This is a genomic window from Kitasatospora sp. NPDC094016, assembly GCF_040304045.1.
Taxonomy (GTDB): domain Bacteria; phylum Actinomycetota; class Actinomycetes; order Streptomycetales; family Streptomycetaceae; genus Kitasatospora.
In genome coordinates this window covers 217,011-233,527 of sequence record NZ_JBEOUK010000005.1, presented here as the reverse complement: position 1 = coordinate 233,527, position 16,517 = coordinate 217,011, and the positions used below count along the sequence as shown (strand labels likewise).

General features: G+C 73.3%; 12 protein-coding genes. 3 read left to right on the top strand and 9 right to left on the bottom strand.

What is annotated here, in order from left to right:
- Window positions 1–118: 118 nt before the first annotated feature.
- The gene (locus ABT015_RS07665) at window positions 119–2,017 is read left to right on the top strand and encodes an FUSC family protein (RefSeq protein WP_350877722.1); all 1,899 of its coding nucleotides are present in this window, start codon (window positions 119–121) and stop codon (window positions 2,015–2,017) included.
- 107 nt (window positions 2,018–2,124) lie between these two features.
- Here the strand turns inward: ABT015_RS07665 and ABT015_RS07660 are convergent, their stop codons facing one another.
- The 8 genes from ABT015_RS07660 to rsmI form a co-directional block, all read right to left on the bottom strand.
- Window positions 2,125–3,984, bottom strand: a complete 1,860-nt coding sequence (locus ABT015_RS07660; protein ID WP_350877721.1) for an ABC-F family ATP-binding cassette domain-containing protein — start codon at window positions 3,982–3,984, stop codon at window positions 2,125–2,127.
- Window positions 3,985–4,232: 248 nt separating this feature from the next.
- Window positions 4,233–5,150 (bottom strand): 4-(cytidine 5'-diphospho)-2-C-methyl-D-erythritol kinase, encoded by a 918-nt coding sequence (locus ABT015_RS07655; RefSeq protein ID WP_350877720.1) that lies wholly within the window; start codon window positions 5,148–5,150, stop codon window positions 4,233–4,235.
- On the bottom strand, window positions 5,147–6,133 hold the full coding sequence (rsmA, locus tag ABT015_RS07650; RefSeq protein ID WP_350877719.1) for a 16S rRNA (adenine(1518)-N(6)/adenine(1519)-N(6))-dimethyltransferase RsmA: 987 nt from the start codon (window positions 6,131–6,133) through the stop codon (window positions 5,147–5,149). Before rsmA ends, ABT015_RS07655 begins: the two co-directional genes overlap by 4 nt.
- A 28-nt stretch (window positions 6,134–6,161) precedes the next feature.
- Entirely contained in the window at window positions 6,162–6,761 is a 600-nt protein-coding gene (locus tag ABT015_RS07645) for a Uma2 family endonuclease (protein WP_350877718.1), read from the bottom strand.
- 70 nt (window positions 6,762–6,831) lie between these two features.
- Window positions 6,832–7,710 carry a TatD family hydrolase gene (locus tag ABT015_RS07640; RefSeq protein WP_350877717.1) on the bottom strand — a complete coding sequence of 293 codons (879 nt, stop codon included), beginning with the start codon at window positions 7,708–7,710 and terminating at the stop codon, window positions 6,832–6,834.
- Entirely contained in the window at window positions 7,710–9,329 is a 1,620-nt protein-coding gene (gene metG, locus ABT015_RS07635) for a methionine--tRNA ligase (RefSeq protein ID WP_350877716.1), read from the bottom strand. Before metG ends, ABT015_RS07640 begins: the two co-directional genes overlap by 1 nt.
- Window positions 9,330–9,517: 188 nt before the next feature.
- The gene (locus ABT015_RS07630; RefSeq protein WP_350877715.1) at window positions 9,518–9,943 is read right to left on the bottom strand and encodes a hypothetical protein; all 426 of its coding nucleotides are present in this window, start codon (window positions 9,941–9,943) and stop codon (window positions 9,518–9,520) included.
- A 287-nt stretch (window positions 9,944–10,230) separates the two neighbouring features.
- Window positions 10,231–11,106, bottom strand: a complete 876-nt coding sequence (gene rsmI, locus ABT015_RS07625; RefSeq protein WP_350877714.1) for a 16S rRNA (cytidine(1402)-2'-O)-methyltransferase — start codon at window positions 11,104–11,106, stop codon at window positions 10,231–10,233.
- 106 nt (window positions 11,107–11,212) lie between these two features.
- Between rsmI and ABT015_RS07620 the strand changes: the two genes are divergently transcribed.
- On the top strand, window positions 11,213–13,105 hold the full coding sequence (locus ABT015_RS07620) for a dolichyl-phosphate-mannose--protein mannosyltransferase (RefSeq protein ID WP_350877713.1): 1,893 nt from the start codon (window positions 11,213–11,215) through the stop codon (window positions 13,103–13,105).
- Between the two features lie 174 nt (window positions 13,106–13,279).
- Window positions 13,280–15,046 (top strand): penicillin-binding transpeptidase domain-containing protein, encoded by a 1,767-nt coding sequence (locus ABT015_RS07615; protein ID WP_350877712.1) that lies wholly within the window; start codon window positions 13,280–13,282, stop codon window positions 15,044–15,046.
- 25 nt (window positions 15,047–15,071) lie between these two features.
- On the opposite strand, the gene ABT015_RS07610 is transcribed toward ABT015_RS07615, so the two are convergent.
- A complete protein-coding gene (locus tag ABT015_RS07610; RefSeq protein WP_350877711.1) occupies window positions 15,072–16,481 on the bottom strand; it encodes a glycosyltransferase 87 family protein in 1,410 nt (469 codons plus the stop codon).
- Between the last annotated feature and the right edge of the window lie 36 nt (window positions 16,482–16,517).

Genomic DNA, 16,517 nt, shown 5'->3' with positions numbered 1-16,517 from the left:
CGGGGGTGCCGCGCCGGGCCCCGGTAGACTGGCCTCGCCCGGTTGGACCGGGTACGCCCCCATCTGCCGCGCAATGTCGCACAGCAGCGACCCCTGGCCGCAGAACGGACGTGACCTGATGCCTGCAGACGAGTCCGCCCCCTCCTGGTGGGCCCGCGCCGCCCGTCCTTCCCGACCGCCGTTGCCGCTGGCGCTGATGGCCCGCGCGGCGGTGGGCATGGCGGTGCCGCTGGCCGCGGGGCTGCTGGCGCACCGGCTGGATCTGGGGGTGTTCGCCGGTCTGGGCGCGATGCACGCGACGATGAACGACCGCGCGGAGCCGAGTGGCCTGCGGGTGCCCCGGATCGCGTCGGCGGTGCTGGCTTCGGCGCTCGGCATGCTGATCGGCACTTCTCTCCAGCACGTGCACGTTTCGGCGGTGGTGCTCGGTGCGGCGCTCACGTTCACGGCGTTCGCTTCCGGCGCGCTGAGTGCGACGGGCCCGCGGGGTTCGGCGGCGGGGATGCTGCTGCTGGTGTCGGCGGCGTTGGGCAGCGGGATGCCGTTGCCGGATCCGTGGTGGGCGGCGGCGCCGATGATGCTGGCGGGTGCCGCGTTCGTGGTGGTGCTGGGTCTGCCGGGGGGCGCGCACCGCCGCCCGGCCTCGGATCCGCGCAACCGTGCGCTGGCGGCCGCGTACGAGGCGTTCGGCCGGACGCTGGCCGATCTGGGCACGCCGCAGGGCGCGGCTTCGCGCCAGGTGTTGACGGCCCGGTTGAACCAGTTGCAGGACCTCCTCCCGCGACCGCACCGCCCGGGGTCGGAGTCCGCCCGTACGGTTCGGTTGCGCCGGATGTACGAGGCGGCGTTGGCCGCCACCGAGGCGGCGACGGGCCTGTTGTGGGCGTGGCGGCCGGTGCCGCCCGAGGTGGCGGAGGTGCCGCTGCGGTTGGCGGAGGCGGTCCGGCGGGGCGGCGGCGAGGTCACTGTCCCGCAGTGGCAGCCGGACACGCCGTCCCGGCAGGCCCTGGACGTGGCGTTGCGTGCGGCGGCCGACACCGTGGCCGGCCGGGAGGCGGAGGTCGGTACCGCCCCGGCGCCGCCGCCCGATCCGTGGCGGCTGCGGGTGCGGCTGCTGTCGCGCGGTTCGGTCCGGTACGGGCTGCGGGTGGCGTTGTGCATCGCGGTGGGTTCGGCGGTGACGGCCAGCTATCCGCTCAGCAAGAGCTACTGGGTGCCGATGACGATCGCCTTCGTGTTGAAGCCGGATCTCGGTTCGGTGTTCCTGCGGGCGGTGAGCCGCTCGATCGGCACGGTGCTCGGGGTGGCGGTCACGGCGGCCGTGGTGTCGCTGACGACCGACGCGTGGGTGCTGACGGCGATCGCCGCGTTCTGCGTCGCCTTGTTGCCGTACGTGACGGCGGCGCACTACGGGCTGAACACGGTGGCGATGACGCCGATGGCGTTGATCCTGCTCCAGTTGGGCGGGCAGAGCAGCGCGGCCGAGTTCTGGCCGCGGGTGCTGGACACGGTGCTCGCGAGCGCGATCGTGCTGCTCTTCGGTTATCTGCTGTGGCCGGAGCGTCCGCGGCACCGGATCGAGCCCCGGCTGGTGGACGCGGCCACCGCGCTGCGGGCCTATCTGGACGCGGTCACCGGGGACGCGGGCCGGGCCGAGGTGTGGCTGCGCCGTACGGCGTACCGGGCGTTGGAGGACGCCCGCCAGGAGGTGCGGCAGGGGCTGGCCGAGCCGCCGCCGACGGGGCGGCTGGCGGAGCAGTGGCTGCCGGCGACGGCGGCGCTGGAGCGGCTGGGCGGCGCGGTGGCGGCGTTCGCGGCGCAGCTGCGGTACGGCGGCCGGGTGCCGGATCCGGCGGAGGTGGGGCGGGTGCGCCGGGCGCTGGACGAGCTGACGGCCGCGGCCCGGGAGCACCGCCCGCCGACCGGGGCGGCGGCCCGCCCGACGGCGCCGCACGACCCGGCGCGCAGTGCGCTGGGGCGTGCGGCGGACGAGCTGGAGGCCCTGCTGGCCCGGTAGGGCCCGAACGGAGCCCCCGTCCCGGCCAGGAATCCGGCCAGGACTCCGGCCGGGCTCCGACCAGAACTCAGACGAAAGAACCCCGACGAAAGAACTCCGACCAGAACTCAGACCTGCTCGGCCAGCTCCAGCCAGCTCAGCTCCAGCTCCTCCTTCTCCTCCCGGACGGCGCGCAGCTGCGCGTCCAGCTCCGCGACCTTGGAGAAGTCGGCGGCGTGCTCGGCGAGTTGGGCGTGCAGCTTGGACTCCTTCTGGTCCAGCTTGGCGATCTGCCGCTCCATCTTCTGCATCTCCTTCTTCGCCGCCCGCAGGTCGCCACCCGACAGGGCCGACGCGGCGGTCCCGGCGTCCGAGCCGCCGGACGCCGCGGCCGAAGCAGCCGAGGCGGTCGAAGCACCCGACGCGGCCGAAGCGGCGGCGGCGATCGAGGCGGCCATCCGCGCCCGCCGCTCCAGGTACTCGTCGACGCCGCCCGGCAGCATCCGCATCTTCTGGTCGCCGAGCAGCGCGTGGACGACGTCGGTGGTCCGCTCGATGAAGAACCGGTCGTGGCTGATGACGATCATCGAGCCGGGCCAGCCGTCGAGCAGGTCCTCCAGCTGGTTGAGGGTCTCGATGTCGAGGTCGTTGGTGGGCTCGTCGAGGAAGAGCACGTTGGGCTCGTCCATCAGCAGGCGCAGCAGCTGGAGCCGCCGCCGCTCGCCGCCGGACAGGTCGCCGACGGGCGTCCACTGCTTGTCCTTGCCGAAGCCGAACTGCTCGCACAGCTGGCCGGCGCTCATCTCCCGGCCCTTGCCGAGGTCGACGCGCGAGCGGACCTGCTCGACGGCCTGGAGCACCCGGATGGCCGGGTCCAGTTCGGCGACCTCCTGCGACAGGTAGGCGAGCCGCACCGTCTTGCCGACCTTGATCAGACCCGACGCGGGCTGCACGTCGCCCTCGGAGGCGTACGCGTCGCGCAGGGCGCGCAGCAGCGAGGTCTTGCCGGCGCCGTTGACGCCGAGCAGGCCGATCCGCTCGCCGGGGCCGAGCTGCCAGGTGAGGTCCTCCAGCAGCAGCTTGGGGCCGGCCTTGACGGTGACGCCTTCCAGGTCGAAGACGGTCCTGCCCAGTCGCGCGTTGGCGAACTTCATCAGCTCGGACCGGTCCCGGGGCTCCGGCACGTCGGCGATCAGGGCGTTGGCGGCCTCGATCCGGTAGCGCGGCTTGGAGGTGCGGGCGGGGGCGCCGCGGCGCAGCCAGGCGAGTTCCTTGCGGGCGAGGTTCTGGCGCTTCTGCTCCTCGACGGCCTCGATCCGGGAGCGCTCGGCGCGGGCGAAGACGTAGTCGGAGTAGCCGCCCTCGTACTCGTGCACGGCGCCGCCCTGGACGTCCCACATCCGGGTGCAGACCTGGTCGAGGAACCAGCGGTCGTGGGTGACGCAGACCAGCGCGGAGCGGCGCTTCTGCAGGTGCTGGGCGAGCCAGTTGATGCCCTCGACGTCGAGGTGGTTGGTGGGCTCGTCGAGGACGATCAGGTCGGGAGAGCCGAGGAGCAGCTTGGCGAGGGCGATCCGGCGGCGCTCGCCGCCGGAGAGCGGGCCGATGACGGTGTCGAGGCCGTCGGCGAAGCCGGGCAGGTCGAGACCGCCGAAGAGGCCTTCGACGATGTCGCGGATGCGGGCGTCGCCGAGCCACTCGTGGTCGGCCCGGTCGGCGATCACCTCGTGCCGGATGGTGGCCGTCGGGTCGAGCGAGTCGTGCTGGGTGAGGACGGCCAGCTGGAGGCCGCCGTTCCAGGTGATCCGGCCGCTGTCGGCCTCCTCCAGCTTGGCGAGCATCCGGATCAGGGTGGTCTTGCCGTCGCCGTTGCGTCCGACGACGCCGATCCGGTCGCCTTCGCTGACGCCGAGGCTGACTCCGTCCAGGAGGGCGCGGGTGCCGTAGACCTTCGTGACGGACTCGATGGTGGCGAGGTTGACGGCCACGTCTGCTGCGCTCCTGGGATTGGCGGTCTCGGGGCGGTCCGCCGGTCGCGGCCGGGCACCCCTGTCGGGGACGCCCCGATCTCCCCAGCCTAATGGGCCCGCCGAAGCGCCCTCACCGCCTGCGGCGGCGGGGGCCCCGAAAGCGGCGGGCCCCGAACCGGCGAAGCCCCTACGGCACGGGCGAGGGCCCTACGGCACGGGCGAGGGCCCTACGGCACGGGAGCGCCCCCTACGTCACCGGCGGGGCCTTACGGCACGAGCGCCGCCCCCGGCACCGGCCCGTACGTGGCGTGCGCGGTCCGGCAGGTGCCGGAGGCCCGCAGCGCCTCGGCGACGGCGGCGGCCGCGTCGGCGTCCTTGGCGAGGAACGCGCAGGTCGGCCCCGAGCCGGAGACGAGGGCGCCGAGCGCACCGGCCTCGGTGCCGGCCCGCAGGGTGGCGGCGAGCGCGGGCCGCAGCGAGAGGGCGGCGGGCTGGAGGTCGTTGGCGAGGGCGGCGGCCAGCGCGACGGCATCGCCCTGGGCGAGGGCGGCGAGCAGTGCGGGGTCGGCGTCGGGGGTGCGGACGTCGGTGTCGCTGGAGCCGGTGCCGGCCTCCTCGCGCAGACGGTCGCACTCGCGGAAGACGGCGGGGGTGGAGAGGCCGCCGTCGGCGACCGCGAACACCCAGTGGAAGGTGCCGTCGACGGTGAGCGGCTGCAGGATCTCGCCCCGGCCGAGGCCCAGCGCGACGCCGCCGAGCAGGGCGAACGGCACGTCGGAGCCGAGTTCGGCGGCCAGCTCCAGGAGGGTGTCGAGGGGGGTGTCGAGCTGCCAGAGCGCGTCGCAGGCGACCAGCGCGGCGGCCCCGTCGGCGCTGCCGCCGGCCATGCCGCCGGCGACCGGGATGGCCTTGGCGATGTGCAGGTGCACGCCGGGGTCGGCGATGCCGTGGTGGGCGGCGAGCAGGCGGGCGGCGCGGGCGGCGAGGTTGCCGTCGTCGAGGGGTACGACGTGGGCGTCCGGCCCGGTGCAGGAGAGCGTGACGCCCTCCCCCGCCGTGGCGGTGACCTCGTCGCCGAGGGCGACGGCGAAGAACACGTTGGCCAGGTCGTGGAACCCGTCGGCGCGCAGTCCGCCCACCCCGAGCTGGACGTTGACCTTGGCCGGAACCCGCACGGTGATCACTGGGAGTCCGCCTCCGGCTCGTGCCCGACGATCCCCGGCTCGTGCCCGGCGATCCCCGGCTCCTGCCCGGCGATCCCCGGCTCCTGCCCGGCGATCCCCGGCTCCTGCCCGGCGATCCCCGGCTTGTGCTCGGCGATCGCGGCGAACTGCTCCACCGTGAGCATCTCGCCGCGCAGCTTGTGGTCGATCCCGGCGGCGGCGAGCGCCTGCTCGGCCCCGGCGGCGGAGCCGGCCCAGCCGGCCAGCGCGGCGCGCAGGGTCTTGCGCCGCTGGGCGAACGCGGCGTCGACGACGGCGAACACCTCCCTGCGGCTGGCGGTGGTCTTCGGCGGCTCGCGGCGGATCAGCGAGACCAGCCCGGAGTCGACGTTGGGGGCGGGCCAGAACACGTTCCGGCCGATGGCACCGGACCGCTTCACGTCCGCGTACCAGTTGGCCTTGACGGACGGGACGCCGTACACCTTGTTGCCGGGCTTGGCGGCGAGCCGGTCGGCGACCTCGGCCTGCACCATCACCAGGGTGCGCTCGATGCTGGGGAAGGTCGCCAGCATGTGCAGCAGGACGGGCACGGCCACGTTGTACGGCAGGTTGGCGACCAGCGCGGTGGGCGCCGGCCCGGGCAGCTCGGTGACCTCCATGGCGTCGCTGAACACCAGGTCGAAGCTGTCGACCTTGCCGGGCATCCGGGCCGCGACGGTCGCCGGCAGGTGCTGTGCCAGCACCGGGTCGATCTCCACCGCCGTGACGTGCGCGGCCACCTCCAGCAGCGCCAGCGTCAGCGACCCGAGCCCGGGCCCGACCTCGACCACCGCGTCCTCGGCCGTCACCCCGCCTGCCCGGACGATCCGCCGCACGGTGTTGCCGTCGATGACGAAGTTCTGCCCGCGCTGCTTGGTCGGCTTCACGCCGAACGCGGCCGCCAGCTCCCGAATGTCGGCGGCGCCCAGCAGGTGGCTGTCAGGGGTGGGGTCGGTGGTGCTCACGCGCCAAGGATACGGGCGCGCGGGGCCCTCAGAGTTCGACGACCTCGGCGAGGTCGATCTCGACGGGGTACGGCACCGAGGTGCGGAGCACGCCTTCGTGCTGGGCGACGGGCAGGTAGACGCCCTTCTCGTCGTCCCGGTGGAACTCGTGCACGATCGGCAGGTTGTCCAGGCCGCGCTCGACCCGCCAGTAGTACGGGATCTTCTTCTCGGCGTACTGGCCGGGCTTGCGGAAACGGTCGTCCGCGCGGGAGCCGTTGGAGACCACCTCGACCGTCAGCACCACGGACTCGACCGGCTGGCAGTCCAACGCAAAGGGGTCGATGCCGGTCTTGTCGAAAACCACCACGTCCGGCTTGGTCGTGTTGGCCTCGTCGACCAGCACGCACCGCTCCGGCAGGACCGCGTACGGCACGACACACGCACTGTGCAGCGCTCGCTCCAGTCCCGAACGCACGAGGTCATGCCAGAAATTCGTCTGCCCCCGGACCACGATGACTCCGTCCACCAGATCCCATTCGAACGGCAGGTCGAATTTCTGAGCCTGCTCGTACGTCCAGCCCTGGGACGGCGGATGCATCCAGTCGATCGGCTCGGCGGTCATCGCCACCTCCCTCACTGCACTCATGCTAGCCAGCCTAAGAAGCAGCCGGGAGTGCCGAATCGTTCCGCCGGAATCCGACTTTCGTTCGACCGGCTCAGTACCCGAAGGCCCGGGCCGTGTTCTCCGCGATCGCCGTGGCCAGCTCGTCCTCGTGCAGCCCCAGCGTGCCGGCCATCGAGCGGACGGTGACCGGGATGAGGTACGGGGCGTTGGGCCTGCCGCGGTAGGGGTGGGGGGTGAGGAAGGGCGCGTCGGTCTCGACCAGGACCCGGTCGAGGGGGGTGGCGGCGAGGGCGTCGCGCAGCGGCTGGTTGGCCTTGAAGGTGACCGGGCCGGCGAAGGACAGGTACCAGCCGTGTTCGGCACAGACCTTGGCCATCTCGGCGTCGCCGGAGTAGCAGTGGAAGACCGTCCGCTCGGGGGCGCCTTCCGCCAGCAGGACGGCGATGACGTCCTCGTGGGCGTCGCGGTCGTGGATGACCAGGGCCTTGTCGTGCCGCTTGGCCATCTCGATGTGGCGGCGGAACGACTCCTTCTGGATCTCGACGCCCTCGGGGCCGGTGCGGAAGTAGTCGAGGCCGGTCTCGCCGACGGCGCGGACCTGCGGGAGGGCGGCGAGCCGGTCGATCTCGGCGAGGGCCTCCTCCAGCGCGGCCCCGCCGCCCGCCTTCCGCTGCTGGCCGGACCAGCCGTCCGCGTCGCCGAGGAAGATCCGCGGCGCCTCGTTGGGGTGCAGGGCGACGGCCGCGTGCACCTGCTCGTACTGGGCCGCCAGTTCGGCGGCCCAGCGCGAGCCGGGCACGTCGCAGCCCACCTGGACGACCGTGGTGACCCCGACCGAGGCGGCCCGGGCCAGTCCCTCGGCCGGGGTGCCGGCCTGCATGTCGAGGTGGGTGTGCGAGTCGGCCACCGCCACGGCCAGGGGTTCCGGCAGTGGCGGCGGGGTCGACCGGGCGTCGTCCTTGGCAGACATCAGGAGGCGGGCTTCTCTTCGAGGCGCGGGAACAGGATCTCGCCCTTGGTGACGGTGCTGCCGGCGGGCAGCCGGCCCCAGTCGGCGGTGGTGGCGATGGTCTGCGCGGCGAGCGCGCCGAGGCCGGCCTCGGCGCCGAGCGAGGTCCACAGCTTCTCGGCGGTGGACGGCATCACCGGGTTGAGCATGACGGCGGTGCCGCGCAGCGCCTCGGCGGCGGTGTAGAGGATGGTGGCGAGGCGGGCCCGGCCCTGCTCCGAGTCGTCCTTGGCGACCTTCCACGGCTCCTGCTCGGTGAGGTAGCCGTTGACCTGCTTGACGAACTCGAAGATCGCCGCGAGGCCGCCGGCGAAGTCCAGCTCCTCGCCGATCTTCCGGTCGGCGGTGGCGAGGGCCGTGGCGAGGCCGTCCGCGATGGCCTGCTCGGCGTCACCGGGGGCGGCGGCGGCCGGCAGCGCGCCGTCGAAGTACTTGCCGACCATGGCGGCGACCCGGGAGGCCAGGTTGCCGAAGTCGTTGGCGAGTTCGGAGGTGTACCGGGCGGTGAAGTCCTCCCAGGAGAACGAGCCGTCGGTGCCGAAGGGGATCGCCCGCAGGAAGTAGTAGCGGTAGGCGTCCACGCCGAAGTGCGAGGTGAGGTCGGTGGGCGAGATGCCGGTCAGGTTGGACTTGGACATCTTCTCGCCGCCGACCATCAGCCAGCCGTTGGCGACGACCCGCTTGGGCAGCGGCAGGCCCGCGGCCATCAGCATGGCGGGCCAGATCACCGCGTGGAAGCGCAGGATGTCCTTGCCGACCAGGTGGACGGAGGCCGGCCACAGCTCGGCGAAGCGCTCCGGGTCGCTGCCGTAGCCGGCCGCGGTGATGTAGTTCTGCAGCGCGTCCACCCACACGTACAGGACGTGCTTCTCGTCCCAGGGCAGCGGGACGCCCCAGTTGAAGGTGGAGCGGGAGATCGAGAGGTCCTTCAGGTCCTGCTCGACGAAGCGCAGCACCTCGTTGCGGGCCGAGGCCGGCTGGATGAAGTCCGGGTTGGCGGCGTAGAACTCCAGCAGCTTCGGACCATAGGCGGAGAGGCGGAAGAAGTAGTTCTCCTCCTCCAGCCATTCGACCGGCCGCTTGTGCACGGCGCAGAGCTTCTCGTCCTCGGTGGCGCCGTCGAGCAGTTCGGCCGGGAGCTTGAACTCCTCGCAGCCGACGCAGTACGGGCCGGAGTAGCCGCCCTTGTAGATCTCGTCCTTGTCGTACAGGTCCTGGACGAACTCCTGCACGCGGTCGGTGTGGCGCTGCTGGGTGGTGCGGATGAAGTCGTCGTTGGCGATCTCCAGGTGCTCCCAGAGCGGCTTCCAGGCCTCTTCGACCAGCTTGTCGCACCACTCCTGCGGGCTGACGCCGTTCGCCTCGGCGGTCCGCATGATCTTCTGACCGTGCTCGTCGGTGCCGGTCAGGTACCACACCTTCTCGCCGCGCTGGCGGTGCCAGCGGGTGAGGACGTCGCCCGCCACGGTGGTGTACGCGTGGCCCAGGTGCGGGCGATCGTTGACGTAGTAGATCGGGGTGGAAACGTAGTACGCCGGGGCGGTCGCCCCGGTGGTGCTGTGGTCTGAAGTGGCCGCCATGGTCGGAAAGCTTAGTCGGGCCCGCCCGCAGCCCTCGACCGGATTGCCGCCTGCCGCCCTCGACCGGATTGCCGCCCGCCGCCCCCGACCGGATGGCCGCATGACCGGCGACGGCGGGGGCCGCCCGCCGCACTGCTCGCGGCGGGCGGCCCCCGGTGCGCCCCCGCGTGCGCTCCCGGTGCCGGCGGTCAGCCCAGCAGCCGCGACCAGAACCGGGCCCAGCGTCCGCGCGGCTTCACGGGGTCGGACACCGGGGGCGCCCCGGCCGGCTCGGCGTGCGCCGGGTAGCCGGGGGCGTGGTGCCAGGACTGGTCGGCGGTGGCGACCCGGCCCTCGCGCATGATCCGGACGGTGTGTCCGCCACACCCCGGGCAGGTCGGCTTGAGCAGCGGGGACGGTACCCGGACACCGTTGGCGTGGTATTCGAACACGACGTGCCCGTCCTTGCCGGCGTGGTGCTCGATGTCGTACGCCTGCTCCCATCCGTACCCGCATCGCAGGCAGGCGAAGGAGTAGGCCTCCCGCACGGTCTCGACGGGAGTGTGCGGCCGTCCGGCCAGGCCGGGGGCGCTCAGCGCGTTGCCACCGAGGGGGCTACCGATCATCTCGCTCATAGCCGTCTCCCAGCGCCCGCCGGGCGCTCGCCCGGCTGGGTCTTTCCATTCCAGGAAATGCCCTGACGGCCTCGGCCGATGCCCTGCTTGTGAAGAGTTGGACGCGGGTTGGGAACTCCTATACGAAAGGCCTGGATCGTTCCGGAAACCGCGACCGAACTTTCAGCTCCGTGGGCGTTTACCGGGGCCTTCCCTCAAAGGTACGACTCCCCCGGGGTCACGCAACCCCCGGAATTCACCCCTCTTTCACGGCCCCGTCCCCGCCCCCGCCGGACCCGCTTCCGGCGCTACTTCCCGGCCCCGCCCTTGGCCTCGTTCTTCGCCTCGTTCTTGGCCGCCACCACCGCGTCGAACACCTCCCGCTTCGGCAGCGCGAGCTCCGCCGCGACGGCCGCGATGGCCTCCTTGCGGCGCTCCCCGGCCTCCTCCCGGACGGCCACCAGCCGGGCCAGTTCGGCGGGGGTGAGCTCCTGCGGCGCGGCCGGCGGGGCGCCCGCGACGACGACGGTGATCTCGCCCCTGACGCCTTCGGCGGCCCAGGCCGCCAGGTCGCCGAGGGGCCCGCGCTTCACCTCCTCGTACGTCTTGGTGAGCTCGCGGCAGACGGCGGCGGGCCGCTCGGCGCCGAACGCCTCGGCCATCGCGGCGAGCGCCTCGGCGATCCGGTGCGGCGCCTCGAAGAAGACCATGGTGCGCGGCTCGGCCGCGATCGAGGCGAGCTGCCGGGCCCGGTCGCCGGTCTTGCGCGGCAGGAAGCCCTCGAAGGTGAAGCGGTCGACGGGCAGGCCGGACAGCGCGAGCGCGGTGAGCACGGCGGACGGCCCGGGCACCGCGGTGACCTTGACGTCGGCCTCGACGGCGGCGGCGACCAGCCGGTAGCCGGGGTCGGAGACGGACGGCATGCCGGCGTCGGTGACCAGCAGCACCCGGGCGCCGCCGAGCAGTGCCTCGACCAGTTCGGGGGTGCGGCCGACCTCGTTGCCCTCGAAGTAGGAGACCACCCGCCCGGCCGGGGTCACCCCGAGCGCCTGGGTGAGCCGGCGCAGCCGCCGGGTGTCCTCGGCCGCGATCACGTCCGCCGTGGCCAGTTCGGTGAGCAGCCGGGGCGGGGCGTCCGAGACGTCGCCGATGGGGGTGCCTGCGAGAACGAGTACTCCTGTCACGGGCCCCATCCTTGCAGCTACCGCGGCCCGGGGGCTTTTGGTGACGATTCGGGCAGCTTCCGAGGGAGCGGTCACACGTGCGAGAAGCGCCCCTACGATGTGGCGGATGAACGGCGACACGGCGGCGCGCACGCCCACTGGTACAGACCACACCGCGCAGGATGGCGGCGACGTGGCCGGCCTGGCGTCCTCCGCCGTCCCGGCCCCGCGGCCCGCCGACCAGGCCGGGAGCCCCGCGCGGCCCGACCGACCCGACCAGTTCGACCACCCGGACCACCCGGACCCGGACCAGCCCGACCGACCCGGCAGCGCCGCGCGCAGCTGGCGCGAGCGGCTGGCCGGGTTCGGCTACGCCGCCCGCCCGGTGGCCCCGCTGGCCGAGCGCCTGGTCCCGCCGATGCCGGACGGCCCCGGGGTGACCCCGGCGGTGGTGCCCCCGTCGCCGCTGCTGCTGCGGCTGGGCGTGTCCGTGCCGCCGGCCGTGTGGTCGTGGCTGTGCCGCTGGTCCGGCTGGCTGGGCCCGATCGCGGTGGCGGTGTTCGCCGGGATCCTGCGCTTCACCAACCTCGGCCAGCCGCACGCGATCATCTTCGACGAGACGTACTACGCCAAGGACGCCTACGCGCTCTGGCACGGCGGCTACGAGATCAACTGGCCGGACGGCGCCAACGAGCAGATCATGACGCCCGGCGCGGCCGTCCCGTACCGCGCGGCGGCCTCGTACGTGGTCCATCCGCCGGTGGGCAAGTGGATCATCGGCGCCGGCGAGATGCTGTTCGGCATGAACCCCTTCGGCTGGCGGTTCGCGGTGGCCCTGCTCGGCACGCTGTCGGTGCTGATGGTGGCCAGGATCGCCCGCCGGCTGTTCCGCTCGACCCTGCTGGGCTGCGTGGCCGGCCTGCTGCTCTCGGTGGACGGCCTGCACCTGGTGCTCAGCCGCGCCGCGCTGCTGGACCTGGTGGTGATGTTCTGGATCCTCGCCGCCTTCGGCTTCCTGCTGCTGGACCGCGACCGCACCCGGGCCCGGCTGGCCGACCGGCTCGGCGGGGTGCCGGACGCGGTGCTGGCGCAGCGGGCGAACCTGGGCTGGCGCCCGTACCGCATCGCGGCCGGCGTCTGCGTCGGCCTGACCTGCGCCACCAAGTGGAGCGGCCTGTACGTGGCGGCGGCCTTCGGCGTGATGACGGTGCTGTGGGACGTCGGCGCCCGCCGCCTGGCCGGGGCCCCGCGCCCGTACCTGGCGACGCTCGCCCGGGACGTGGTGCCGGCCTTCGTGTCGGTCGTGGTGGTGTCGCTGGTCGTCTACGTCACGTCCTGGTGGGGCTGGTTCGCCAGCAGCAACGTGCCGGGCAGGGGCGGCTGGGGCCGGGACTGGGCGGCGGGCCGCTCGACCGACTACCCGTGGATACCCGAGGGGCTGCGCGCCCTGTGGCACTACCACTCGACGGTCTACGACTTCCACACCCACCTGAGCGACCCGCACACCTACCAGTCGAACCCGTGGTCCTGGCTGGTGCTGGGCCGGCCGGTCTCGTTCTTCTACGAGTCCCCCAAGCAGGGCCAGAGCGGCTGCACGGCCGCCGAGTGCGCCCGCGAGGTGCTGGGCATCGGCACCCCGCTGCTGTGGTGGGCGGCCGTGGTGGCGCTGGTGTACTGCCTGTGGCGCTGGGTGGCGCGGCGGGACTGGCGGGCGGGCGCGGTGCTGTGCGGCCTGGCCGCCGGCTACCTGCCGTGGTTCGCCTACCAGCAGCGGACGATCTTCCTCTTCTACGCGGTGGTGTTCGTCCCGTTCCTGGTACTCGCGGTGACCATGCTGGTCGGTGCGCTGATCGGGCCTCCGGGGGCCTCCCGGGACCGCCGGATCATCGGTTCGGCGGCGGCCGGGCTGCTGGTGCTGCTGATCGTGTGGAACTTCCTCTTCTTCTTCCCGCTGTTCACCGGGCAGACGATTCCGATGGACGACTGGCGCCAGCGGATGTGGTTCAACAGCTGGATCTGATCGACACCGCTGTTCCCTGAATCGTCCGTATGCGGTGCACGACACGTACCAGATCCGTCACAACTCGCGGGCATTTCGTCGGCGCACCGATCGGCGCTGCCTAGGGTGGAGGGAACAGCGTGTCCGGCCCCGGCCGGTCGCGCCCGTCCGGCAGACCCTTGGGGGAACAGCACCATGCGCAGAGGCGCGAAGATCGGCATCATCACCGGCGTCTCCGTCGCCGTGCTCGCGGGCGGTGGCTACGGGGCGTACAGCCTGATGGGCGGCTCGGACTCCGGATCGTCCTCGGCGAAGAAGCCCCGCACGGTGGTCGCCGAGCCGCCCTCGGCCGAGCAGGCGACCAACGGTGCGAAGGACTTCCTGGCGGCCTGGGCGGCCGGCGACCTGGACAAGGCGGCCGCGCTGACGGACGACCCGGCCGCGGCCACCACCGCGCTGACGGCGTTCCGCGACCAGGTCAAGCCGAGCGCGCTGACCCTGGCCCCGGCCGGCCCGGCCACCCCGCAGGCCTTCGCGTCGGCCACCGGCACGCCCGCGCCGGCCAAGTCCTCCGCCGGAGCCTCGGCCGCGCCGTCGGCGGGCGCGACCCCCGGTGCCACCGACTCGCCGTCGGCCTCCGCCTCGGCCGGCCCCGCCGGTGTGCTGATGGGCTTCAAGGCGCGCGCCGAGTTCGCCGGCACCAACCGGGTCTGGGACTACAACGGCTTCCTGAACGTCGTGAAGATGAGCGACAACACCCCGGCCGTGCACTGGGCGCCGACGGTGATCCACCCTCACCTGTCCGGCAACGAGACGATCGCCACCCAGCAGGTCTTCGCCCCGCCGTCCACCGTGGTGGACCGCAACGGCAAGCCGCTGCAGGGCGCCTCGCTCACCCCGGCGCTGCTGTCCACCCTCCAGGACAACGCCCACAAGCTGCTGCCGCCGGACCCGAACAAGGACCAGGACGCGGGCAGCGCGGTGGTGATCAGCGACCCGGCCGGCAAGGGGGCCTCGGACAAGCTGTTCACCATCGTCGAGCCCAAGCCCGGCAAGCCGTTCAAGGTGACCATCGACAACACCATCCAGGCAGCGGCCGAGAAGGCGATGACGGACCTGGGCGGCAAGTCCGGGTCGATCGCCGCGATCGAGCCGAGCACCGGACAGGTGCTGGCCTTCGCCAACGCGCCGGCCAACGGTCAGAACCGGGCCTTCACCGGTCTGCTCGCGCCCGGCTCGACGATGAAGATCGTCACCTCGGCGGCGCTGCTGGAGGCCGGGGTCAACCCGGACACCGCGGTGGCCTGCCCGGAGAAGAGCAGCAACCCGGTCGCGATCCCGAACGACTTCCCGGGCGCCTTCCCCAACAACACGCTCCAGCAGGACTTCATGATGTCCTGCAACACGGCCTTCATCAACCAGGGCCTGACCAGCCTCAAGCCCGAGACGCTGTCCAGCACGGCCAAGGACGTGTTCGGCATCGGCCTGGAGTGGAAGACCGGCCTGCCGAACACCGACGGCAAGGTGCCGCCGACGCCGGGCAGCAAGGACGAGCAGGCCATGAACTACATCGGCCAGGGCAAGGTCCAGATGAACCCGCTGGCCATCGCCTCGATCACCGCGACCGTCCAGAGCGGCGCGTTCAAGCAGCCGATCCTGGTCGCCGGCCTGCCGCAGCAGGCGGCGGCCCGCCAGATCGCGCCGGACGTCGCGGGCAAGCTGCGCGCGATGATGAACGCCACCGCCACCGGCGGCACGGCCAAGGACGTGATGGCCGGGATCACCGACAACGCGGGCGCCAAGACCGGCTCCGCCGAGGTCGCCGGCGCGACCACCACCAACAGCTGGTTCACCGCCTACCGCGGCAACATCGCGGTCGCCGCCGAGGTGCAGGGCGGCGGCCACGGCGTGGACGCGGCCGGCCCGGCCGTCGCCTCGCTGCTCAAGGCCGGCGGCCGCTAGGTCCTCCCGTCCGTACGGAGCCCGCTCAGCCCCGCGGCAGGGCGGGCTCCGGTCTGCCCGGCAGCCGGTGCGGCGGGATCGGGCGCCGGCTGCTCCAGCGCCGGGCCGCCAGCCGCGGCCAGATCACCAGGACCACCGGCAGGGCGAGGTAGCCGAACCGCCCGGCCGGGGCGAGCATGAACGCGATCGCCAGCCCGGCGGCCAGCAGGTCGGCGGCCGCGATCGCGGACACCGGCGGCCGGGCGAGCAGCCAGATGGCCACCCCGATCCCGCCCATGGTCATCAGCGCCAGCGAGACGGAGTGCCCGGTCGGCCCGAAGCCGGCCAGCACCTTGCCGGGCAGCGGGCTGCCGGCCGGGGTGCGGATGGCGGTGAGCCCGAGCGGGAAGCGCACCACCTGCTCGCGCAGCGCGTCCGCCCGGGTCAGCACGGAGGGCAGGAGCACGGCCAGGCCGGTGCCGAGCGCGATCAGCGTGGTCCGGGCGGCGGGCCGGCGGCCGTACAGCCGCCACAGCAGCAGGGCGGCGACCGGCAGCGCCGGCCAGGCCGTCCACTTGAGGGTGCAGGCGAGGGCGAGCACCAGGCCGGCGCCGACGGTGCGGTCCCGCTCGGCGAGCGCCATGGCGAGGCAGCAGAGGCCGATCAGCGGCAGGTCCACCCCGCCGACGACGAGGGCCAGCGAGATCAGCGGCGAGGCGGTGAGCACGGCGAGCGGCAGCAGCGGCGCGCGCTCGCGGGTGGGCCGCAGCAGCCGCCAGCTGGCCAGCAGGCAGGCCACGAAGGCCAGCGCGAACCAGATCCGGGCGTCCCCGGCGACCTGGGCGAGGTCGGATCCGTCGCCCAGCAGTTGGCGCGGCATCCCGAACAGGGTCATGGCCGGCAGGTACGGGTTGTAGTCGGTGACGATCACCGGGTGCGGCAGGTACGGGCTGCCGGTGGTGAGCAGCAGGTGGGCCGAGCGTTCGACCACCATCACCTCGGACTGGTGGCGGCCCTGCACGGCGAGCAGGGCGAGCGGCGCGAGGACGGCCCCGGCGAGGGCGACCACGGCGGCGGCGCGGGCCGCGTAGCGGCGCGGCAGGGTGAGGCAGAGCAGCCCGGCCAGGACGTAGGCGGGGGCCGCGATGAAACCCCACGTCCGCTGGTTGGGCAGGTCCGAGACGAGCGGGAAGGCGGCCGCCCAGCCGGCCGCGATCAGGCAGCCGAGCAGTTGGACGGTGCGCATCGAGGCGAGTCGGGCGGGATTCAGCCGATCGGGCGTGGGCGGGAACGTGCTCTCGCCACGCTGGCGGGGGAACGGCCGACTGGAGAAGCCGAGGGGCGGTCGTCCTGATCCGGACGGCGCTCCGGCGGGGGTCGGCGGGGCCGGCGTTCTGCTGCGGCCGGTGAAGCGGCCGCGCGGGCGGGAGAAGCCGGGCGTGCGGGTGCTCACCATGGTGGAAGGTTATGGGTGGTGGCCGGGCGCTGTCGC